Below are 22416 nucleotides of genomic sequence, written 5' to 3' on the forward strand. Positions count from 1 at the left end.
AATTTTAAAATTTCAAGGCGTTTAAAATTTGTATAATTGCGCGTTTTAGATGATTTTTAATTTATGAAAGCACTGCTTGTGAGCTTATTTCTTTATAGCTTTCTATATAATCGCCCTCGCGCATATCGTTATAGCCTTCGATGCCAACCCCACACTCATAGCCCTTAGCGACTTCGCGTACATCATCTTTAAAGCGTTTTAGCGAGCTTACATTGCCCTCAAAAATCACCACGCCATCGCGGATCACACGGATTTTAGCGCCTCTATTTATCGTGCCATCAGTTACCATACAACCTGCGATTTGGCCTATTTTTGGCACATTGATTACTTGTTTTATTACTGCTTGGCCTAGTTCTTCTTGTGTGATTACAGGGCTCATCAAGCCACCTAAAAGCGCTTTAACATCATCAAGCAAATTATAAATAACGCTATATGTTTTAATCTCCACGCCTCGTTCTTTGGCTAGCTCTTTTACCTCGCCAGTTGGGCGTATGTTAAAGCCTAAAACCACGCAATTTTCGCTAGCACTAGCAAGGGCGATGTCGCTTTGGCTGATACCGCCTACGCCTTGATGAATCACATCTACTTTAATTTCATCATTTCTAAGCTTTTCTAGGCTTGCGCGAATTGCTTCAAGCGAGCCTTGCACATCGGCTTTGATGATTACAGGCAGGCTTTTTAGCGCACCTTCGGCGATTTTTGCGCTTAATTCTTCTAGGCTTACTTTGGTTGATTTGCTTAATTCTTTTTGGCGCAAATATTCATGGCGTTTAGCAGCATAATCTCTGGCTTCTTTGTCGCTATTTACGCTTATTAAGGTTTGGCCAGCATCTGGAACCTCGCTAAGACCTATTATAACGCCACATTCGCCAGGTCCTATGGCTTTAAGAGGCTTGCCCAAATCATCATTTAATGCTCTGATTTTGCCGTGCGCTACGCCAGCTACTATTATATCGCCTACTTTTAATGTGCCGTTTTGAACTATTACGGTTGCTACTGGGCCGCGACCTTTTTGAAGTGAGCTTTCTATTATGGTAGCTTTGGCAAGCTTGTTCGCATCGGCTTTAAGCTCTAAAAGCTCAGCTTGTAAAAGCACGATTTCAAGTAATTCATCTATGCCTGCGCCGGTTTTTGCTGAAATACTAGCAAACTCATACTCCCCGCCCCAATCTCTTGTAAGCACGCCTAAATCAGCAAGGCCGGTTTTTACTAAATCTGGATTTGCATTTTCTTTATCCATTTTATTTATAGCGATGATTATAGGCACATTCGCGGCTTTTGCGTGAGCGATGGCTTCTTTTGTTTGTGGTTTTACTCCATCATCAGCAGCTACTACGATAATGGCGATATCAGTAGCATTTGCGCCGCGTGCGCGCATAGCGCTAAAAGCTTCATGCCCTGGGGTATCAATAAAAGTGATCTTGCGCCCATTTTTTTCTACCATATATGCGCCTACATGCTGAGTTATACCGCCTGCTTCACCGCTTGCTACGCGAGAATTACGGATATAATCAAGCAAGCTAGTTTTACCATGATCTACATGTCCCATTATAGTAACTACTGGCACGCGCTCGCTTAGCGTGCTTTGATTGGTATTTGTGTTTTCATCATAGGCTTTTACATAATCAATTTGCGCGCTTTCATCGATAATATCAACCTCCACGCCAAATTCCTCAGCTAAAATTTCAATCTCATCTTTATCCAAAAAATCATTTTTTGTGGTCATTTTGCCAAGTCCAAAAAGCTTGCTCATCACCTCGCCAACGCTTTTTTTAATCTTATCGGCAAACTCATAAAGGCGCACATCGCTAGGGATTTGTATGCTAGTTACTGTGTCATTATCTGCGCTTTTGATGGTTTTTTTGTGCTTTTTGCGGCCGCTGCGAGCTATGCTGCCTTCGTAATTAAAGTTTGTATTTTGTGAAGTTTTATAAACATTTACTTGTTTTTTTGTGCTTTGGCGCTCTACTTCTATTGGTTTAAGGGTTAAATCTGGTAAAACCACCACATTTTCATCATCTATTACTATATCAGCACCAAAATTTCCCATAAAATCAAGTCTTTGAGAATTTTCTTTTTTGCTAGTTTGTGGGATTTGCTTTTTTTCTTTTTTCTTTTTATGGATTATTTCATCTGTATTTAATGAAAACATAGATTCAAGGCGTTTGCTTTGCTCTTGTAATGGGCTTTGTATGCTTGGTTTTTGCTCTGGGTTTTGTTTTTTTCTTACTATCATTAAGCCACGGCGTCTTGGTGCGTTTTGGTTTGGCTGGGTTTGCTCGCTTACTTGGGTTTGCTCGCTTACTTTGGTTTCTTCTTTGATTTGTGGGGTTATTGTGCTTAAATTTTGACTTGGATTTAAAATTTCTGGGTTTGGCTGGCTTGGTTTTTGGCTTTTTTTAGCTGTGCTTTTTGTGGCGGTGTTACTAGCCTTATCTTCATTTTTTGCTTTTGTTTTTTGAGCAGATGGCTTTTTGGCTTTTTCTTTATTTTCATCTTTTTTTGGTTTAGTTTCGGCTTTTTTGCTAGATCTTCTATCTAAGATAAGCTTTGGTATCTGCCCGCTTGTTATATAATCATAAATTGCTCCGGCATCTTCTACGCTTACTTTTGAAGTGGCGTTTTTTACGCTTATATCAAGTTCGAGGGCCTTTGCGACTATATCTTTGGCTTCATATCCTAAATCTGCCGCGATATCGCTTAGTTTTACCGTGTTAGACATATTTTAAAATCTCCTTTAAGCTTGCAAAGCTTATTTTAAGCCGTGAAAGTATTTTGCTTAATTTTTTCTCATCTTTTGTGGCTATGCAATCATCACAAAGATAAAATGAACGCATATTTTTAGGATTTGAGACTAATTTGCTATCAACGCAAGCAAAGCGCTTTAAAAGGTGCTGATAATCTCTTTTTTTGCATGCTATACACATTCTAATAGCTTTGTGGAATTTACGCATTTTTAGCCTTAAAAGCTGGCATTATAGCGGATTTATAAAAAAAAGAGCATAAATTTAAAAATTTTATTTAATTTTTGCTAACTTTTTTAAAATTTTATTACACATTATAAATAGTTTTATTTTTTAATTCTAAATTTTTAAATGCAAATAATTCTAAAATGCTTGAAATTACCACAAAAATAGAGCCAAAAAAGAAAAACAAAGTAAAAATGCCAAGAGCTAAAAAGCTAAATGAAAGCATAAAAAGCTTGCTATTTGTGATTTTGCTTAAAATTTTATAAAGATTAAAATTGTAATATAAGCTAAAAATCGCACTAATTGCAGCCAAAATCAGCAAAATAGAACCTATTATAGTGCTAGCTTGGGTGATATTTTGAGCATAAAATAATCCTCCAAGCAAATAAATATCAAAGCCAAAGCAAAGCCCAAAAAGTGCAAAAATGCTCGATAAAATCATAGTTATAAGCCCTGAAATAAAATTATGTAAAAGTGCTTCATTTGGGTTTTGTTTAGCAAGAATAAAAATAAAAGCAAATTTTAAAACACAAAACAAGCCAAAAAAACTAAGGGCAAAAACCACGCTATCATCATCCATAATAAGTTTATAAAGCATAGGATTTTTAACGAAAATAAGCGCGCACCAAGCAAGAGATGGCAAAAGCGCGATTATCAAGCAAAACTCAAAAAACGGGATTAAAATTTTAGTGTGTTTAAAACTCATAATCTATCCTTTAAATTTTAAAATTTGGCGTATGTTTTCATTTTATTGTTAATAGAATGTTAAAAATTATTGATTTGCACTCAATTTTTATTTAAAATTTTATTTTTTTGATGGTGATTTTATATAAAATTTAGCACTATATTTAAAAAAGATTTCAAATTTAAAATGATATAATCCGCATTTTTAAAATTTTAATGAAAGGACGAAAATGGCTGTAGAACAAAAAAGACGCGATTTTATCGGGTTAAGTTTTGGTGCGGTTGCAGCTGTGGGCGGTGTTTTTATGCTAGCTGGTATGAAAAAATCTTGGGATCCGTTGCCTAGTGTAAAGGCAGCAGGTTTTACCACCGTGGATCTTAGCCCTATGCAAGAAGGTGTGCTCCATCAAGTAGAATGGCGCAAAAAGCCGATTTTTATAATTAAAAAATCAGCAGATATGAAAGCAAATGATAGTCGTGATGTGATAATAGACGGAGCGCGCTATATGCTTAGTATAGGCTTATGCACGCATTTGGGCTGTATTCCTAGCTGGCGCCCGAGTCAAAAGCAGTTTGTGTGTGCTTGTCATGGCGGTGTGTTTGATGAAAGTGGAGTAAATCTTTTTGGCCCGCCACCTCGTCCGCTTGATATCCCACCATTTAGAATAGACGGCACTAAACTCGTCCTTGGCGAAACTGGCCCTGAGTATGATAAGCTTGTAAATCAAGCAAAAGCGTAAGGGGGAGAAATGGCACATATTACAAAGGCTACGAGCGTAAAAGATTGGTTTGATCAAAGAATTGCGATTACAAAGCTATGGAATGTTTTAGCAGGGCAATACTGGATACCAAAAAACATAAGCTTTTTATGGGCTATGGGTGTTATTTTAACAGTGCTATTTACCGTGCTTTTTATTACTGGTTTAATGCTTGTGATGTATTATAAGCCTGATGCAAATTTGGCTTTTGATAGTGTAAATTATACTATTATGCAAGAGGTTGAGTATGGTTGGCTATGGCGACATTTACACGCTGTGGCAGCGTCTGTGATTTTTTTAATTATTTATATTCACGCTTTTGTGGGAATTTATTATGGTTCTTATAAAAAAGGGCGCGAGATGATATGGATTAGTGGAATGTTGCTTTTTCTTATTTTCTCAGCTGAGGCATTTAGTGGATATATGCTACCTTGGGGGCAAATGAGCTACTGGGCGGCTATGGTTATTACTAATCTTTTTGGCGGTGTGCCTGTGATTGGTCCGGCCTTGGTAGAGTGGATTAGGGGCGATTTTGCCGTAAGTGATCCTACTCTTACTAGATTTTTTATGTTGCATGTTTGTTTGCTGCCTATTGTGATTATTATGACCATAGTTTTGCACTTTTATGCCCTTCGCGTTCCACATGTCAATAACCTAGAAGGCGAAGAAATAGATTTTGAATTAGAAGCGCAAAAATATTTACAAGGACAAACAAAAGAAAGCAAAGTTATACCATTTTGGCCTGCGTTTTTAAGCAAGGACTTTATGTATGTAAGCTTTTTTATGATTTTCTTTATGTATTTGGTGTGTTTTCATTTTGGTTTTGCTATGGATCCTATAAATTTTGATCCAGCAAACCCTAGCAAAACGCCTACTCATATTTATCCTGAATGGTATTTTTTGTGGCAGTATGAAATTTTACGCGGCTTTTTCTTTGATATTCCGCTAGGCTTTATGACGCTAAAAGCAGCAGATATTGGCTCGCTAGCAATGGCTTTTGCTGGAATTTCACTGATTTTTATGCCGTTATATGATAGAAGCGATGTAGTAGCACCAGCTCATAAGCGCCCTGGCTTTTTTATCTGGTTTTGGCTTTTGGTGATTGATCTTATTGTGCTTACTATTTATGGGAAATTGCCACCTGAGGGCATAAATAATTATATTGGCTTTGTGGCATCGCTTGGATTCTTGCTATTGCTTTTAGTGGTTTTACCGCTTGTTAGTATTGCTGAGCGCAAAAAAGCTAGTGGAGGCGCAAAATGAAAGAACTAACCGCATTTATTATAGTAGTTGCTGTAACGGCTCTTATTTATATAGGTGTTGAGCCTTATGCGCATTCTGTGATGAATCCACATGTAGAGCCTGCGCAATTTAATTTTGTCAAAGCAGATGATGAAATGAAAGATGAGAGCATTAAGAACTTTTGGAGTGAGGTTAATGCTATTGATTTAAGTAAGGGTGATGCAGCGCGTGGTGCTGAGATAATCCAAATGGCAGGCTGTACTGGTTGCCACGGTATTAAAAAAGCTGGCATCGATAACCCTATGGACCCTAAAACATCAGTAAGCGGATTAAGCGTAGCGCCTGCTGATTTGAGTAATATCGCTTATCTTTATGATGAAAAATTTCTAGCTGGATTGATTAAAGATCCTGCCAAGGCTATGAAATTAACGCATAAATTTAATGATGAAAATCCATTTGAAATGCCGGCGTTTTTTGGCGCGGGTGGCGATTTAAATGAAGAAATTGCCGATATAGTGGCGTATTTAAAAAGCATCGCGCCAAAAACTATGAGCGATGATGCGGTATTTAAAGAAGCTTGCGTGCGCTGCCATGATATGAAATATGCAAAAATGTATCCTGCTGGTAATAAAAAAGAAATAAGCAAATATTTAGGCACTACACCGCCTGATTTGTCTATGTATATTCGCAGCCGTAGCACGCAGTATTTAAATGATTTTATTAACGATCCGCAAAAAATGCTTGCTGGGACAGCTATGCCACGCGTGGGACTAAAACAAAGCACGCAAAAACAAGTGCTTAGCTTTATGAGTGCTACTGGCGATAGTAAAAAAGAAGAGCGCGAAAGTTTAGGATATTATTTGATGGGATATTTTTTGATTCTTGCGATATTTGCTACGCTGTGGAAACGCAAAATTTGGGAAAAATTACATTAAAATTTCAGCTTTAAGCGCTTTGGTTTAGGCAAATTTTACTTGCTTGCTAAATTAGCAAGCAAGTTTATTTTAAGTTAAGCATTTTATTTTTTAATTAAAATTTTAAAATTTATAATCTTAAATTTTAAAATTTACAATCTCAAATTTTAACCACCAGCGACAAAACTAACCACTTCAAAACGCATATTATTTTGTAGTTTAAACTCCGGCCATTTTGAGCGTGAAATGATGATTTTATCGCATTCAACGGCGATTTTATCTAAATTAAATCCTTGCGTTTTTAAAAGTTCATTTAGTGTTAGTGCTGTTGTGGTAATGGGCGCTGAATTGATGAATACTTGCATTTTTGTCCTTTTTTAGCCTAATTTTAGCGCAATTTTTGTATAATCGGCCATTTTTTTTATAAAGTGATAAAATGAAAAATAAAGCTATGTTACTTAAAATGCTACAAATGCAGCAACGATTAAATGATGAAACTAACGGCATCGGCTGGGAGAATGGATTAAGCAAAGAAGGCAAGCTGATAAATTGGCGGCGTTGTATTTATATGGAGTGTGCGGAGTTAATTGATAGTTTTGCGTGGAAGCATTGGAAAAACATCACTACGCAAGTAAATACGCAAAATGTAGCCATTGAGATTACAGATATTTGGCATTTTGTGATGAGTTTGATTTTAGAAGCAAATAAAGCAAGGCAAAGCCTAGATGCCCTAACTGATGAAATAGCCGCAAACAGAGCATTTTTGGAGTTTTGTAAGGAAGCTTATAATATAAACGCTTATAATCAATATGAGATTATGAATGAAATTGAACTTTTAATTCATCAAACGAGTATCCCAAGCATTGATTTTGCCGTGCTTTTAAGTAATTTTTTTGCCTTGGCGTTAAAATGCGGTGTAAATTTAAAAACGCTTTTTAATAATTACATAGGCAAAAATGTCTTAAATAAATTTCGCCAAGATCACGGCTATAAAGATGGTAGCTATAAAAAAATATGGGCTGGGCGCGAGGATAATGAAATATTAAGCGAATTGCTTATAAATATGCTTAAAAAGCCAAATTTTGAAATTGATGAAATTTATTTGGCCTTAGAGCAAGCTTATAAAAACGCTTAATGAAAGATGAAATTTTGAATACTTTAAAGGATTTTAAGGCTATAAAAACCTCCACAGAAGCTAAAAAAGATGATATAAAGGGCGTTTTAAGAGTTTTAAGACTTAGCTTTAATGATTTTTTTACTAAAAAAATGCTTGCTTTGTCAATCTTGCCTTTTTTGTTTTCATCTGCTTTGTTTTTGACCTTATTGTCGTATTTTGCAAATAACGCACAAAGCAGCGTTTCGCAATGGCTTTTGGGTTTTGGTTTTGTGGCAAATTCTGCTTTTTTAAGCGGGCTGGTTGAAAATATTTTAAATTATGTTTTTTTGCTTAGTTTTTATGTTTTTGGCATTTTTTTTGCTCTTGTGCTATCTGCTTTTTTTTCTAGTGTGCTGGCTGGGTTTTTTACGCCGATTATTAGCAAAGATATAAACGCAAAATATTATAAAAAGGATATTTTAAAAAGCGTAGGTGCTATTAGTTTGATTAAAATTTACGCCCTTGTGCTTTTAAAATTTGTTTTGTTGTTGCTATGTGCTTTGTGTGTGTTTTTTGTGCCGGTGCTTAATTTAATAGCCTTTAATATGGCGTTTTTTTATCTTTTTTATAAATTTATGTTTATAGATGTAAGTTCTGCTTGTGCTAATGAAGATGAGTTTTACGCTCTTATTAGCAGTGGTAGCACCTTTTGGTTTAAGCTAATAGCTTTTGGCTTTTATTTGTTGTGTTTGGTGCCTTTTTTGGGTTTGTTTTTACAGCTGTATTTTGTGTCTGTTTTTTCGCATTTAATTTTTATAAGGTTACAAAAGTGAAAAGCATATTATTTTACTTGTTTTTGTTAGCTCTTTGTGCGACTATGTATTTTAGTGGTAAAGTTACGCCTATTATATATGGTGTTTGTATATTTTTATATGCTATGAGCGTGCTTAATTCTAGTTTTAAGCTAATTACTGGTATAGATGTTTTTCTTAAAAAAATGACAAAAACGCGTTTTAGTGCCTTTGCTTTTGGTTTTGGGACTTGCACTTTGATGCAATCAAGCGGGCTAGTTAGCGTGTTAGCAATTTCATTTTTAAGCGCTGGGCTTATTAGTTTAGTAGCTGGGCTTGCGATAATTTTTGGCGCAAATTTAGGCTGTTTAACTGGTGGCTGGCTAGTAGCAGCTGTGGGCTTAAAAATAGACATAGCCGTGTATGCTACGCCGATGATAATTGTTGGGCTATTTTGTTCTACTTCAAGCACAAAAGGCTTAAAGGGTTTTGGGCTATTTTTATTTAGTATAGGCTTGCTTTTTATGGGTATTCACTATATGAAAAGCGGTTTTGATGATATTAAAAAAACAATAGATTTAAGTCAATATGCTATGAGTGGCGTTGCTGGTTTATTGGTGTATTTTTTGATTGGTATAATCATCACAATGATAATGCAAAGCTCACACGCTACAATAACCCTAGCCATCACAGCCTTAAGTGCTACACAAATTAGCTATGAAAACTCAGTAGCCATTGTAATAGGCTCAAATGTAGGCTCTACCATAATGGCGATAATTGGCGGAATAAGCGCAAATATCGAAGGTCGCAAGCTAACAGTAGCGCATGTGATTTTTAACTTCACCACGGCGATTTTAATGCTTATTTGTGTGAATTTCTTTTTATGGCTTACTGATTATACTGCTGTTTTGATGAATATAGATAGTAATGATTACACAATGAAATTAGCGATATTTAATAGCTATTTTCAAATCCTTGGTGTGTTGATATTTTATCCTTTAACTAGCGTGATGGCAAAAATGCTAAATAAATACATAGTCGCCAAAAAAGAACGCTCAAAAATCTCAACTGCCATTTATCTAACAGACGAAGCATTAAAATTTAGCGATTCAGCTTTAAATGTGCTAGTAAAAGAGCTAGGCCATTTGTATGATAATGCTAGCTCAATCATCGCAAAATCCATCTCAATCTCAAAATCCGATATCAACAGTACCCAGCCAATAGGCGAGGTAATAGCACAACGAAACCGTGCTATGGATATAAATTTTGATGAACTTTATAATAACCGCTTTAAAGCAATTTATAATGAAATTATAGAATACGATATAGAAGCCACGCAAAATGCCAAACCAGAAGATGTAAATAAATTTATGGATATTAGGCGTTTAGCGCTTATCTTGGCTGAAACTTTAAAAGACATTAAAAACTCTCAGCCAAATTTTTATCGCTTTATAAACAGCCAAAACAAAGACGCAAAAGAAGCTTATGATAAATTGCGTGTTAAAATTTTATTTGGTTTGCGAGCAGTTTATGAGGCGATAAATGCTCCGCTTGATGAAAATGGAGATTTTGATACAGACGAAAAACTAAAATCCTTAGATCAATTAACCCAAATGCTAGAATATGAAGAATTACACCTTGATGTTTTATTGCGCGATAAACGCATTTCAGGTAGCATTGCTACTTCTTTAATGAATGATACTGCTCTTGTTAGATCAAGTGTGAAATTATTAAAAGAGGTTGTGGTGGTGCTTAAAAAATACCAAACGCCAGCAATTAAGCTAATAGATGAAGTTGGTCCAAGCAAGCAAACAAAAGCTAACCAAGAAAAACCAGCGAAAAATTAAATCTAATTTATCTAGTAATTAAAATTTGCTAGATAAATTTTAAAATTTAGCAAATTTATGGCGTAATAATTTAAGGTTAAACTAAATGCTTTTTAATTCTTTTGAGTTTATATTTGTTTTTTTGCCTATAATTTTTATTTTATATTTTGGCTTGGCTAAGCTTAGATTAATTAAGCTTGCAACGGCTGTTTTAACCATAGCTTCTATTGTTTTTTATGGATATTGGAATTTTATTTATGTGCCTTTGATTGTGGCTTCATTTACTTTTAATTTTTTCATCGGTCAAAGGCTGTGCGAGCAGGTTAAAAACTCACAAAAAAAACATAAAAGCTTGCTTGCTTTTGGCATAATTTCTAATATCGCGCTTTTGTGTTATTATAAATATACTGATTTTTTTATAGAAAATTTTAATGGGATTTTTGGCGCTGATGTGCCGCTAATGCATATAGTTTTGCCACTTGGGATTAGCTTTTTTACCTTTACGCAGATTGCATTTTTGGTGGATTGCTGGCGTGGTTTTGTAAGAGAAAAAAGCTTTATAAATTATGCTTTATTCGTTACTTATTTTCCGCATTTACTAGCTGGTCCTATAATCCATCATGCTGAAATGATGCCACAATTTGCAAATCTACGCCGTAAAAAAATTCACTACAAAAACATAAGCATAGGCCTTTTTTTATTTTCTATGGGTTTGTTTAAAAAAGTTTGCGTGGCGGATTTTTTTGCGCATTTTGCTAATTACGGCTTTGATAGCGCTAGTAATTTAAGCCTGCTTGATGCTTGGGTAAGCTCGCTTTCATATACTTTTGAACTATATTTTGATTTTAGCGGATATACTGATATGGCAATAGGAATATCATATATGTTTAATATAGTTTTGCCTCTAAATTTTAATTCTCCATATAAAGCTACAAATATAGGTGATTTTTGGCATAGATGGCATATGACGCTTTCGCGCTTTTTAAGGGATTATATTTATATACCACTAGGCGGTAATCGCGTGGGCGAGGCTAGGCTTTATGTTAATTTATTTTTGGTGTTTTTAATAGGCGGTATTTGGCATGGAGCTGGCTGGACCTTTGTGATTTGGGGTTGTATGCATGGCATTGGCATTGTTATAGCGCGTTTTTATAGCTTGCATTTTGGCAAAATGAATAAAATTTTAGCTTGGTTTATTACATTTAATTTTGTAAATATCGCTTGGGTATTTTTTAGAGCTAATGATATAAATAGCGCATTTAAGGTGCTTGGCGCGATGTTTAGCTTAGAAAATGGATTTAGTTTAAGCACTGATTTTATAGCTAAAATCAATGATAGCCTTAGTATTTTGGTGTATTTTATAAATAATAAATTAGTTAGTGCTAGTGGAGTGTATAATTTTATTTGGGTGCATAGTTTTATTTTTGCTTTATTTTTTATAATTTTTTTAGCGGTTTTACTAGCTAAAAACTCGCAAGAGCTAGTGCTAAAAGCAGGTTTTAGCAAAAAAACTATGCTTTGGATTTGGATTATGCTAGCCCTTGTGTTTTTATCTAGTAGAGATGCTGGCGTAAGTGCGTTTTTGTATTTTAATTTTTAGGATAATAATGAAAAAATATAAAAAATTTGTTCTAAATTTTATTTTAATTGGGTTTATTTTGGCGATTTTATTGCCTTTGTATTTTATGGGGATTGGATATTTAGCGGGGCTGGATTATTTTGATGAGCTTTATGCAAATAAAATAATTACGCTAGAAAATAGCAAGGATAAAAATAGAATTTTAATCGATGCAGGCTCAGGCACGAGATTTAGCATAAATGCCCGCGATATAGAAAAAGAGCTTGGGATTTTTACCATAAACTTAGGCGATTATGCAGGCGTGCCACTTGAATACAAAATCCCTAGATTAGCAAAAACCGCGCACAAAGGCGATTTAATTATTCTGCCGCTTGAATATAAATATTATTTAAATGATTTTACCACAAAGCCTGTGGTTGAAAGCTTATTAAGCGGGCATTATAATACTTATTTTTCTTATTTTTCTTTATTTGAAAAAATCAAAATAGCTTATTCTTTTTCTTTAATAGACAACGCCCAAAGCTTTAAAAAAGCCAAAAAAAATCTAAAAATGCTAATGAAAGATGAAAATTTTAGTTTGAAAAAAGCTAATTTAACCAGCATTGATGATTTAATAAAAACTAGGGGAGATTTTGATTATGATGAAAAAAATTTCCCACCCGGAGCTGATGTGAAAATCCCTTGCTTACAATATCTTTTTAAAAATGATTTTAAGGGCAAAATCGATGAAAAATTTATAAAAAATTTAAAAGATTTACAAACTTTAAGCCAAAAAACCGGCGCAAAGGTGGTTTTTACTTATCCTAATGTAAATGGTAAAGGTTGTTATGATTTTAGCCTTGATGGCGGGGCTGAGTTTAAAGAGTTTTTAGATGATATTAAAATTTTAGTTAGAAGCTATGGCTTTGATTTTATAGGCGATTATAAAGATAGCTATTTTGACGATCCAGATAAATATATGCTTGATACGCAATATCACTTAAATAAAGCAGGCAGGGCGTTGCGCTCAGCCCAGCTTGCAAAAAGCATTAAAATTTACCTTAAAGGACAAAAATGACTTATATGAATGATTACTCAAAGGAAATTTTTAAAGATCCAATTACTCTTAGAAGAAAGTTGGCTTTATTTTTAGGCACGCCAGAAAATGTAGAAACTTACGCGCAAGCTTGTGAGAAATTTTTTGCTAAAAGCGGTGGAGTTGGCATTGTATTTGGTGCTACTTGGTCGTGGTGGGGATTTTTTATGGGCTGGCTTTGGGCGCTTTATAGAAAGCAATACATCTTTGCCCTTGTGATATTTTTTCTAAATCTAATGCCAATAGTTGGATTTGCGATTATGATAGTTTGTGGGATTTGTGCTAAATATCTCGTTTGTAAGAGTTTTGTGGAGTCGCTAAATATGCAAAATGACGCCTTTTTAGTTTCAAATGGCGGGCGTAATATTTGGGTGATTTGGCTAGCGGTGATTGTTTGTTTGATTATCTTGCTAAGTGTGATTTTGGGTTTTATATTTATGTCAGCTGATGAAATGCTAAGAATAATTTTTGATAGCAAAGAGCAGGGCACATTTATGATAAATGCTAAATTTTATGAAATTTAAAAATTATTTTAGCTTGTTTTAAAATTTTAAAATTTAGCCTGTTTTAATTTAAAATTTCACAATACAGCCCAGAATACGCGCTAATCATTTATAAAAATTAGCCCGCATTAAAAAAACAAATAGCAACAAAAACGCGATATTTTAGAGTTTAAAATTTTAATTTAGGATTTTTCATTTTGCGCTTTTAACTGACCGCAAGCTGCGCTAATATCAAGCCCTTTGCTTTGTCTAATCGTGCAAGTTAGCCCCTTTGCTTGTAAAAAATCCCTAAAATCTTGCGCGTTTTTTAGGCTAGGGCGCCTAAACTCGCTGCCTTCGTGCGGATTAAAAAGTATTAAATTAACCTTTGCTTTAATGCCATTTAATAATCCCAAAAGTGCCTTAGCATCGCAAATGCGGTCATTTACGCCACCAAGTAGTAAGTACTCAAACATCACGCGCTTTCGCATATCTATTGGAAACTCGCGCACAGCTTGCATAATAGCTGCGATATTGTAGGCTTTATTGATTGGCATTAGGCTTTGTCTTAGTTCATCATTTACAGCATGAAGTGAAATGGCCAAAAGCACGCCCAAATCAAGCTCACCTAGCTTTTTAATCTGGCTTGCAAGCCCGCTAGTGCTGATGGTTTGGCGTCTAGGGCTAATTGCAAGAGCGTCATTGTGTTTTAAAATTTCTATGGCTTTTGTTAGATTTTCTAAATTATCCAAAGGCTCACCCATACCCATATATACGATATTTACGCGCCGTTCATACGCGATGGCATTTTCGCGTTTGATTTTTAAAATTTGCCCTACAATCTCACCAGCACTTAAATTTCTTACAAAGCCACCTTTTGCCGTGTAGCAAAACGCACAGCCCATTTTACAGCCTACTTGCGAGCTAACGCAAATGGTGTAGCGTTTGTGGCGCATAAGCTTGCCATTTTCATCAATAATCTCATCTTTCATCGGCAAAAGCACGCTTTCAATGCATTTGCCATCTTTTAATTTAAAAAGATATTTTTTCGAGCCATCATTGCTTTGCTGGCATTTTACAGGCTCTACGCTATCGATGTAAAAGGTGTTTTGTAAATTATTTTTTAACGCGTTGTTTAGATTTGTCATCGCGCTAAAATCATTCACGCCTTTTTTATAAATCCATTCAAATACTTGCTTAGCGCGAAATTTTGGCTCTTTTAGCTCGTTAATAAAATAATTTTCAAGCTCATTTAAGCTAAAATCTAAAATATTTTTCATTTTCTTGCTCTAAATAATTTTTTAAAATTTCTATGGCTTTTGCGTGATTTGCCAAAAACTGCTCGTGCGCGTTATTTTCGCAATAATTACTAGCGCAAAACACGCCCTCGCATTCTAAATTAAAAGCCTTTGCGACCTCGCACACAGCGTAGAATTCCATATTTTCAGCCACTAAGTTTATTTGACTAAATTTTTTAGCTATATTTAAATCTTTGCATATAAAATTTGATGAGTTTATGGTGGAATTTTGCTGATTTTGTGCGGAGATTATGGGCGAATAAGACAGGTTTAAGAGTGCTGAAATTTCAATATTTGTGGCGTTTTGGCTCTTAATTATGCTAAAAAGTTCTTTGCTTTTATCATAAAGTCCGCAAGTGCCGATAAATACAAGCTTTTGTGGCAAGTGCTTTTGCGTGGCTAAAAATTTGCTTAAATTTATACTAGCATTTATCAATCCTATGCCACAATTAAAGGCATTTTCAAAGCTCTCAGCCCCGCCAGCACACACATAAAGCACGCTCATAAACGCACGCTCACGCCATTTTGGCTTAGATAATTTTTTAAATCTTTGATTTTTATTTGTTTGTAGTGAAAGATACTAGCAGCTAGTGCGGCATCTGCACCATTTTTAAAAGCATCTAAAATATGCTCCATTTTGCCAGCTCCGCCACTTGCGATTACTGGAATTTTTAGCATTTGTGATATTTTTTTAGTGATTTTTAAATCAAAACCAGCCTTTGTGCCATCAGCGTCCATTGAGGTTAATAAAATTTCGCCAGCACCTAAATTAGCCACCATTTGCGCCCATTTACAAGCATCAAGACCAGTATCAGTGCGCCCGCCGTGAATGAAAACATTGTATTTTTCATCTGCGCTTGCTTTTACATCTATTGCAACCACTATGCATTGTGAGCCAAATTTTGCCGCTGCTTGTGTGATTAGCTTTGGGTTTTTGATGGCGGCTGAGTTTAGGCTGATTTTATCACAGCCAGCATTTAAAAGGCGCGAAATATCATCTAAGCTAGCTATGCCACCACCAACTGTGAGCGGTATAAACAACTCTTTGGCTACATTTTCAACTATATCTAAAATAGTTTTGCGCTCTTCAAAACTTGCTGTAATATCTAAAAAACATAACTCATCAGCACCTTCTTCATTGTAGCGTTTTGCTACTTCTACTGGATCGCCAGCGTCTTTTAACTCTATAAAATTTGTGCCTTTTACCACGCGGCCATTTTTTATATCCAAGCAAGGAATAATGCGTTTTGCAAACATTTTCTACTTTCAAATAGCACAAAAATTATTAAATTTTAAAATTTTAAAAATCTTCTTCTTCATCGCTACCATCATTGTATTCGTAATCGTCATCATCATAATTATTGCTTTTATGGCCATCGTCCCAGCTGCTATAATCATCATCATAGCCTTCATCAAAGCCGTCTTTTTCTTCTTCAAAACCTTCAAAATCATCATCAAAATTTCTCATTTTCTCCCCTTATTTAATAAAATAAACTCTTCATTTTCATAGCTATAAACTTCACCAGTTTGAATTATATAATGCCAGCCATAAATGCGTAAAAGCCCGTTTTTTTCGCGTTCATTGACTTGCGGATAAGTGCGGATATTTTCCATACTTTGAAGCACACATAGCCTCTCAGTTAGCCAGCCACGCTCATCAGCTGATGAATTAGAGTTTAAAATTTCGTTCTTTACTTCATTTAACTGCTCCAACCAGCGCGCAACTGATGGCATATTTTGTAATTTTTTATCATCATAAATCGCCGCACAGCCATTACAATCACTATGCCCGCAAATAACGATATTTTCAACTTTAAGCGACATTATCGCATAAACAATAGCCGAAGTGCTTGCTAAATATTCATCTTTTAAGCGGTATTTTGGGACGATATTTGCGATATTTCTTACCACAAAAAGCTCGCCCGGCAAGGTGCTAGTAATTAAGCTTGGCACCACGCGCGAATCAGAACAGCCTATAAAAAGCGTGTGCGGATTTTGGCTTTTGCTTAGGTTTTTAAAAAGCTCTTTATACTCGCTAAAACCAGAATGCATAAACTTTATCGCACCTTCAATAATCGACATTTAATCCCCTATTTGCTACAAAAATGCGAAATTATAGCAAGATAAATAAATAAAATTTCAAAATTTCGCTAAAAATTTTTTGTGATTTTCTTACTAAAAAAAATAAATTTTAACTTTATACTTACAAATTTTAAGGGGTAAAAATGAATGAGCAAAATCCAAGACGGCGTTTTTTTAAAGCAGCTTGTGTTCTTGGCGCAAGCACTTTTTTAACGCCAAAACCGCAATTAAACGCAAGGCAAAATTTAAAGCCACAAAGTTTATGGAGCGATGGAGTTAAAAAAGCAAATGAAGCATTAAAAAAATAGCCAGTATTTAGGCAAATTTTAAAAGATTGAAGGTGAAATTTTAAGTTAAAAGCAAGCTAAAAAATATTTTTTTAAAAATGTTACGATTTTACACAAATTTAAAATTTTGTTTTATAAATTTTCACTTTTTATTACATAATGATTTAAAAATCAGCTACAATCGCTCAATTTATCCAAAAAAGGGGAGAATATGCAACAACATACTTCGCCTGTGGATTCTAAGACAAACTTAGTGCAAATCTACGGGCTAATTTTTGGTGTTTTGGGGGCGATTTTAACTTATTATTTAATGCCCTCAAATGCCGGTGAAATCGCTCAAGCAGCAGCTGGTGCTAAAAAGCTAAATACAGATGGGCTAGCGATTGTGGCTGCTGTGTCTGTGCTAATGGGCATTTGGTGGATGACTGAAGCCATTGCTTTGCCAGCAACTGCGTTATTGCCGATGGTGTTATTTCCGCTACTTGGCGTGGATGCTTTTAAAAGCGCGGTTGGGCCATATGCTAGTGATACGATTTTTTTATTTATGGGCGGATTCGTGCTTGCTCTTGCTATGCAAAAATGGAATTTACACATAAGAATCGCCCTTGGTATCGTGCTTTTAGTAGGGACTAGTCCTAGGCGTTTGGTGGCTGGGTTTATGATAGCTACTGGCTTTGTATCTATGTGGGTTAGCAATACAGCAACGGCTGTGATGATGTTGCCAGTTGGATTAAGCGTGCTTTATTTGGTGGCTAAACTTACCGGCAAGCAAATTCCACAATCAGCCAGCGTGGATTCTCAAACTATCCTTGAAGATAGCGCCGTAACCCAAAGCGTCCAAGGTGGCGTGATAAATACAGCATTACATGGCGGCGATGATATGGTTCAAGAAGTAAAAGATAAAACTTCTGCTTACACTTCAAATTTTGGAATTTCACTAATGCTTGGCATTGCTTATGCAGCTAGCCTTGGTTCGCTTGGGACTTTAATTGGCACTCCACCAAATGCGATTTTAGTCGGCAATATGAAAGAAATGGGCGTAGATATTGGCTTTGGGCAATGGATGATAATGGGCGTGCCACTTAGTATTGTAATGCTTGGGGCGTGCTGGGCTTTATTAGTTTATGTGCTTTTTCCACCTGAAATAAATGAAATACCAGGCGGGCGCGAAGTTATTAAAAAAGAATTACAAAAACTTGGAGCATTTAGCACAGGCGAGAAATTAGTCGCTGTGATTTTTGTGCTGGCTGCTTTTAGCTGGGTGTTTTTGGGCGTTATTTTAAAATATTATGGCATTAAAATAGCTAGTTTGGACTCAATAATTGCGATGAGCGTGGCAATCTCTCTTTTTATAATACCAGCAAATAAAAGTGGCGAGCGTTTGATTGATTGGGCTACGGCTAAGCATTTGCCTTGGGATATATTATTGCTTTTTGGCGGTGGTTTGGCACTTTCAGCTCAGTTTAGCAAAACTGGTCTTTCATTGTGGATAGGCGAGCAAGTAAGTGCGCTAAGTTCGATGCCGATGATAGTGATTGTGCTTGCGGTTACTACTCTTGTAATTTTCTTAACAGAAATAACCTCAAATACCGCCACAGCCGCAGCTTTTATACCGGTGATTATTGGCGTTGCTACTGGGCTTGGATACACAGAGCATAATGTTTTATTATTTACAATTCCTGTGGCACTAGCAGCTACTTGCGCTTTTATGCTGCCTGTGGCTACTCCGCCAAATGCCATTGCTTATGGCTCTGGGTATATGAAAATTTCACATATGGTAAAAGCAGGATTTTGGCTAAATTTAATTAGCATAGCTTTGATTACGCTTGTTGTGATGACAATAGGCGCAAGTGTGTTTAATCTATCGTATTAAAATTTTAAAATTTAATCGCCGTTTTTAGTTGAAAATATAAAAAACGGCGAAATTTTAAATAGTAAAATTTCAAACTCAAAATTTTACAAGCAAAATTTTATTGTATTATTTGGCTAAATTTTGCTACAATCATGGATTTTTCAAGGACACAATATGAAATATGAAGGCTATGTTCAACTACACAATTGCTATGATTTATTTCCTAGGCTTGAAAAGGATTTTGTAGAATTTGCTAAGGTTGCCCTAGAAGTAGAAGAAAAGCATGTAGATCCTTATGAGCTTGAAGATGCGATGAAACTTGTATTTCATAATATCATCAAGGGCGTAAGCGATAAAACGCTGGTTATAGATGTGCTTTTAAAATGCTTTAATGATAATGATATGTTGGCGAAATTTATTACCACAGCTGCGATGTTGCGTTTGGTTAATCACTTTGCTCGTATGATAAATGAAGAACGCCCTGAAATGATGCATAATATAGTAAATATGACAAATGCGGTTCAGGCTTTTGGCGTGGAATTTGGCTTTATTAAAGAAGATGAGATTATAAGAAAAGAAATTATAGAAGATGAAAAGCCATTAGCAAATACCATAACCTTAGATGGCGGATTAAATTTATACGGCGATATGTTTGCTGAGCTTAAAAAAGCTAAGAACAAAAATGCAAATGTAGTGTTTTTAAATCTTTATAAAGGCGTGCCGATAAAAAGCAAAAGCAAGATTATTAAAATCGAAAAAAACGGCGTTACTTTTAGTATTAGCCCTTTACAACTTGAAGCTATTAAAAAAGAAGGCTATGCTTATATAATCCAAGATAAAAATATCACCGCAGGCATTCAAGCTAAAATCGCTAATATCAACCTAGCAGCGCGCACCATAACGCTTGATGATTTTTCTCGTAGCACAAAAAATTACGCCCTAATGCGCCGTTATCCGCGTGTCCATCCTAATAGAGCAATTTCAGCAAAACTTTTTGGCCCTGAAAATACAATGATTACCGGTAAAATCTATGATATTAGCGAAGGCGGTATAGGCGTAGTTAGCACGCAAGAATCCACTTGGTCAAACGGCGAAGAATTAAAAGCTACTTTTAGCTTAGATATGGGCGGATCTAGGATGGATATTACGCTTTTTGTGGTTTTGGTGGTGGCTTTGAATTATCAAGGTGCGATGAGGTATTGTTGTAAGGTGGCAAAACCACAACCAATGGTTCAAAACATAACGAAATTTTGTGATATGCGCATTAGACAAACCATCGAAGAATTATGCAATAATGCTCAAAATTAAGGCTAGTTAATGCGCGCTGATTTATTAAAATTTTTTATTGCTTTTTTTATAGTTTTATTAATTGATCAAGCTATTAAATGGCTTTTTTTACACGGATTTGCTTATCAAGGTTCTTGGTTTGATTTAAAATTAGTTTATAATAAAGGCGTGGCGTTTTCGTGGTTTGCCTTTTTAGGCGAATATCTTAAAATCATACAAACCGCACTTGTTTTTCTTATTTTTGGTTATTTATTAGGCCAAAAGCAAATGCTAGCACGCTTTAAGATCGAACTTGGCATAATTTTAGGCGCTGGGGTATCAAATGTGATCGACAGATACATACATACAGGCGTGGTGGATTATTTTTACTGGCATAAAGGTTTTAGCTTTGCTGTGTTTAATTTTGCCGATGTAATGATAAATCTAGGCATCGCATTTATTATTTTACGCTTAATTTTTAAAAAATAATAATTTAAAATTTTAAAATTTAATAATTTTTACCACACAAAAGGACAATTATGGATTATTTTTGGCTTTATTTTTGGCTTAAATTTATACATTATCTAGCCTTTATTTCGTGGATGGCGATGCTTTTTTATTTACCGCGGCTTTTTGTTTATCATGCTGAAAACTTAAATAATGCGGATTTTGTAAAGGTTGTAAAAATCCAAGAGCGCAAGCTATATAATGGCATAGGCTGGATTGCGATGGGAGCGAGTATAGCTAGTGGTTTGGCTATATTTTTTATTTATAAACCAGAGCTTATTCAAATGGGATATTTTCATATTAAATTGCTTTGTGCTGTGCTTTTGGTGGCTTATCATTTTAGTTTAGGATATTATTTAAGGCTTTTTGCCAAAGATCAATGCCAAAAAAGCGGTAAATTTTTTAGAGCTTATAATGAAATCCCAACTCTTATCATGGCGGTTATAGTTTATGCGATGATAGTAAATGCAAACTCGTAAATTTTAATTATTTATTTAAAGCGATGATTATGAAATCATCGCTAAAAGCAAATTTTAATGTAAGTTTTCGTTTAATTTTACAGCCTTAATGCTTAGAGCGCAAATTATTTGTCCGCTTTGGCTATCTTGGCGCAAATGTAAGCCATTTAGCCCTGCAAGCTCGCGCCCTTTGTAAATCGTGGCGTTAAAATTAAAATTTGGATTGATTTTGGCAAGTTTTTGTCTGTTTTCTTCGCTGATGAAAATTTTTGTCCCTTCAAGCACGGCTACACCAGCATCTACAATACAATCATCGCCTAATGGTATGCCAGTTACGCTATTTGCGCCTAGCAAGCAACGCTCGCCTATGCTGATAGGATTGCCATTTGTCCCGCTAAGCACGCCTAAAATGCTAGCACCTCCGCCTATATCGCTACCTTCGCCAACTCTTACGCTGCTTGAAATGCGCCCTTCTACCATTACGCTACCAAGAGTGCCTGAATTAAAATTTATATAACTAGCACCAGGCATCACCACCGTGCCGCTAGCTATATGCGCGCCTAATCTAACCTTGGCGCTATCAAGTATGCGCGTGGTATCGCTACTTGGCACAATATGCGATAAAAAGCGCGGGAATTTGTCGATGAATGCGATGTTTGGGTATTTGCCACGCATTTTTAGCTCTATTTCGTTTTTGCGTAAATATTCTAATTCATAAGGCCTGCCATGCTCGTCCCAGGCGAGATTTGGTAAAATTTTAAATGCTCCATCAAGGTTTATCTCTCTTGGTTTTACAAAATTTTTTGATAGCAAATAAAGCTTTAAATACACGCTTTCAATGCTTTGTGGCGCGCTATCATCAAATAAAAACACAACCTTAAAAATAGCCTTTTTATGCTCTTTAATCTCATCAAGCGCAACTTTTAACGCGCGCACATTTGCGTGTTTATCAAGCTCATCAAATAGCGATTCAAAAGGATGTAAGGCATCTTTTAATATATTTTTATCAAGCAAAGCCACCACTTCACTTTGACTAAAATCAAAACTTACTCCATTTTTCATTAGCGCATTTATTATCACGCCAGCGCTTACAAAACTGCTCTTATAATTTATCACGCCAAAATTAGCACAAAGCGTCTTGCCATCATCGTTTGGCGTAATTCTTGCTATGCTAAAAGCTAGCGGATCGCGCCAAGTGCTTAGCGCTTTTATATCCTTGGCTATTTCGTTAAAATCTTTCATTTTATCCC

24 protein-coding genes are annotated in these 22416 nt (G+C 35.5%); 14 read left to right on the forward strand and 10 right to left on the reverse strand.

All coding sequences use genetic code 11. The annotated features are described in order from the left end of the window. Nucleotides 1–61: 61 nt before the first annotated feature. The 3 genes from infB to CINF_RS01900 all read right to left on the reverse strand — a co-directional run bounded on the left by infB (nt 62) and on the right by CINF_RS01900 (nt 3675). Entirely contained in the window at nt 62–2722 is a 2661-nt protein-coding gene (gene infB / locus CINF_RS01890) for a translation initiation factor IF-2 (protein ID WP_179975540.1), read from the reverse strand. Beyond that, nucleotides 2715–2954, reverse strand: a complete 240-nt coding sequence (locus CINF_RS01895) for a YlxR family protein (RefSeq protein WP_178697236.1) — start codon at nt 2952–2954, stop codon at nt 2715–2717. The genes infB and CINF_RS01895 overlap by 8 nt, the downstream gene beginning before the upstream one ends. Before the next feature lie 97 nt (nt 2955–3051). Further along, nucleotides 3052–3675, reverse strand: coding sequence for a hypothetical protein (locus tag CINF_RS01900; RefSeq protein WP_179975541.1), 624 nt, complete (start codon nt 3673–3675; stop codon nt 3052–3054). Nucleotides 3676–3883: 208 nt separating this feature from the next. Between CINF_RS01900 and CINF_RS01905 the strand changes: the two genes are divergently transcribed. From CINF_RS01905 to CINF_RS01915, 3 genes are read left to right on the forward strand one after another with little or no spacing between them, the layout of a single operon-like run. Next, nucleotides 3884–4393: a Rieske 2Fe-2S domain-containing protein gene (locus CINF_RS01905; protein ID WP_179975542.1), complete on the forward strand. Its 510-nt coding sequence runs from the start codon at nt 3884–3886 to the stop codon at nt 4391–4393. Nucleotides 4394–4402: 9 nt separating this feature from the next. Further along, entirely contained in the window at nt 4403–5674 is a 1272-nt protein-coding gene (locus CINF_RS01910; RefSeq protein WP_178697239.1) for a cytochrome b, read from the forward strand. Then, the gene (locus CINF_RS01915) at nt 5671–6588 is read left to right on the forward strand and encodes a c-type cytochrome (protein WP_179975543.1); all 918 of its coding nucleotides are present in this window, start codon (nt 5671–5673) and stop codon (nt 6586–6588) included. The genes CINF_RS01910 and CINF_RS01915 overlap by 4 nt, the downstream gene beginning before the upstream one ends. A gap of 146 nt (nt 6589–6734) precedes the next feature. Here CINF_RS01915 and thiS read toward each other — a convergent pair whose 3' ends face one another. Next, nucleotides 6735–6932 (reverse strand): sulfur carrier protein ThiS, encoded by a 198-nt coding sequence (gene thiS / locus CINF_RS01920; protein WP_178697241.1) that lies wholly within the window; start codon nt 6930–6932, stop codon nt 6735–6737. A 71-nt stretch (nt 6933–7003) separates the two neighbouring features. Here thiS and dut point away from each other — a divergent pair, with 71 nt between their 5' ends. The 6 genes from dut to CINF_RS01950 all read left to right on the forward strand — a co-directional run bounded on the left by dut (nt 7004) and on the right by CINF_RS01950 (nt 13458). After that, a complete protein-coding gene (dut, locus tag CINF_RS01925) occupies nt 7004–7702 on the forward strand; it encodes a dUTPase (protein ID WP_179975544.1) in 699 nt (232 codons plus the stop codon). Continuing rightward, the gene (locus CINF_RS01930; protein WP_179975545.1) at nt 7702–8496 is read left to right on the forward strand and encodes an EI24 domain-containing protein; all 795 of its coding nucleotides are present in this window, start codon (nt 7702–7704) and stop codon (nt 8494–8496) included. The genes dut and CINF_RS01930 overlap by 1 nt, the downstream gene beginning before the upstream one ends. Beyond that, nucleotides 8493–10301, forward strand: a complete 1809-nt coding sequence (locus CINF_RS01935) for a Na/Pi cotransporter family protein (protein ID WP_179975546.1) — start codon at nt 8493–8495, stop codon at nt 10299–10301. Before CINF_RS01930 ends, CINF_RS01935 begins: the two co-directional genes overlap by 4 nt. An 85-nt stretch (nt 10302–10386) precedes the next feature. Then, complete coding sequence (locus CINF_RS01940) at nt 10387–11880, forward strand: MBOAT family O-acyltransferase (protein WP_179975547.1); 1494 nt, start codon at nt 10387–10389, stop codon at nt 11878–11880. 7 nt (nt 11881–11887) lie between these two features. Further along, complete coding sequence (locus CINF_RS01945; protein WP_179975548.1) at nt 11888–12916, forward strand: hypothetical protein; 1029 nt, start codon at nt 11888–11890, stop codon at nt 12914–12916. Then, entirely contained in the window at nt 12913–13458 is a 546-nt protein-coding gene (locus tag CINF_RS01950) for a hypothetical protein (RefSeq protein ID WP_179975549.1), read from the forward strand. Before CINF_RS01945 ends, CINF_RS01950 begins: the two co-directional genes overlap by 4 nt. Nucleotides 13459–13619: 161 nt before the next feature. Here CINF_RS01950 and rlmN read toward each other — a convergent pair whose 3' ends face one another. Genes rlmN through CINF_RS01975 form a run of 5 tightly spaced genes read right to left on the reverse strand, consistent with a single transcriptional unit; the run spans nt 13620 to nt 16796 of the window. Beyond that, nucleotides 13620–14696 (reverse strand): dual-specificity RNA methyltransferase RlmN, encoded by a 1077-nt coding sequence (gene rlmN / locus CINF_RS01955; protein ID WP_179975550.1) that lies wholly within the window; start codon nt 14694–14696, stop codon nt 13620–13622. Next, the gene (locus CINF_RS01960) at nt 14674–15219 is read right to left on the reverse strand and encodes a nucleoside phosphorylase-I family protein (RefSeq protein WP_179975551.1); all 546 of its coding nucleotides are present in this window, start codon (nt 15217–15219) and stop codon (nt 14674–14676) included. The genes rlmN and CINF_RS01960 overlap by 23 nt, the downstream gene beginning before the upstream one ends. After that, a complete protein-coding gene (gene hisF, locus CINF_RS01965; RefSeq protein WP_179975552.1) occupies nt 15216–15971 on the reverse strand; it encodes an imidazole glycerol phosphate synthase subunit HisF in 756 nt (251 codons plus the stop codon). The genes CINF_RS01960 and hisF overlap by 4 nt, the downstream gene beginning before the upstream one ends. Nucleotides 15972–16014: 43 nt before the next feature. Continuing rightward, nucleotides 16015–16182: a hypothetical protein gene (locus CINF_RS01970; RefSeq protein WP_179975553.1), complete on the reverse strand. Its 168-nt coding sequence runs from the start codon at nt 16180–16182 to the stop codon at nt 16015–16017. After that, a complete protein-coding gene (locus tag CINF_RS01975) occupies nt 16179–16796 on the reverse strand; it encodes a carbonic anhydrase (protein ID WP_179975554.1) in 618 nt (205 codons plus the stop codon). The genes CINF_RS01970 and CINF_RS01975 overlap by 4 nt, the downstream gene beginning before the upstream one ends. Nucleotides 16797–16939: 143 nt before the next feature. Between CINF_RS01975 and CINF_RS01980 the strand changes: the two genes are divergently transcribed. The 5 genes from CINF_RS01980 to hemJ all read left to right on the forward strand — a co-directional run bounded on the left by CINF_RS01980 (nt 16940) and on the right by hemJ (nt 21187). Further along, the gene (locus tag CINF_RS01980; RefSeq protein ID WP_178696559.1) at nt 16940–17104 is read left to right on the forward strand and encodes a hypothetical protein; all 165 of its coding nucleotides are present in this window, start codon (nt 16940–16942) and stop codon (nt 17102–17104) included. Nucleotides 17105–17294: 190 nt separating this feature from the next. Then, on the forward strand, nt 17295–18956 hold the full coding sequence (locus CINF_RS01985) for an SLC13 family permease (protein WP_179975555.1): 1662 nt from the start codon (nt 17295–17297) through the stop codon (nt 18954–18956). A gap of 153 nt (nt 18957–19109) precedes the next feature. Continuing rightward, nucleotides 19110–20243 carry a PilZ domain-containing protein gene (locus tag CINF_RS01990; RefSeq protein WP_179975556.1) on the forward strand — a complete coding sequence of 378 codons (1134 nt, stop codon included), beginning with the start codon at nt 19110–19112 and terminating at the stop codon, nt 20241–20243. 9 nt (nt 20244–20252) lie between these two features. After that, nucleotides 20253–20690: a signal peptidase II gene (gene lspA, locus CINF_RS01995; RefSeq protein ID WP_178696556.1), complete on the forward strand. Its 438-nt coding sequence runs from the start codon at nt 20253–20255 to the stop codon at nt 20688–20690. A 50-nt stretch (nt 20691–20740) separates the two neighbouring features. Next, nucleotides 20741–21187, forward strand: a complete 447-nt coding sequence (gene hemJ, locus CINF_RS02000) for a protoporphyrinogen oxidase HemJ (RefSeq protein WP_179975557.1) — start codon at nt 20741–20743, stop codon at nt 21185–21187. A 54-nt stretch (nt 21188–21241) separates the two neighbouring features. Here hemJ and CINF_RS02005 read toward each other — a convergent pair whose 3' ends face one another. Further along, the gene (locus CINF_RS02005) at nt 21242–22408 is read right to left on the reverse strand and encodes a tetrahydrodipicolinate N-succinyltransferase N-terminal domain-containing protein (RefSeq protein ID WP_179975558.1); all 1167 of its coding nucleotides are present in this window, start codon (nt 22406–22408) and stop codon (nt 21242–21244) included. Between the last annotated feature and the right edge of the window lie 8 nt (nt 22409–22416).

The organism is Candidatus Campylobacter infans, from assembly GCF_013416015.1.
GTDB lineage: Bacteria > Campylobacterota > Campylobacteria > Campylobacterales > Campylobacteraceae > Campylobacter > Campylobacter infans.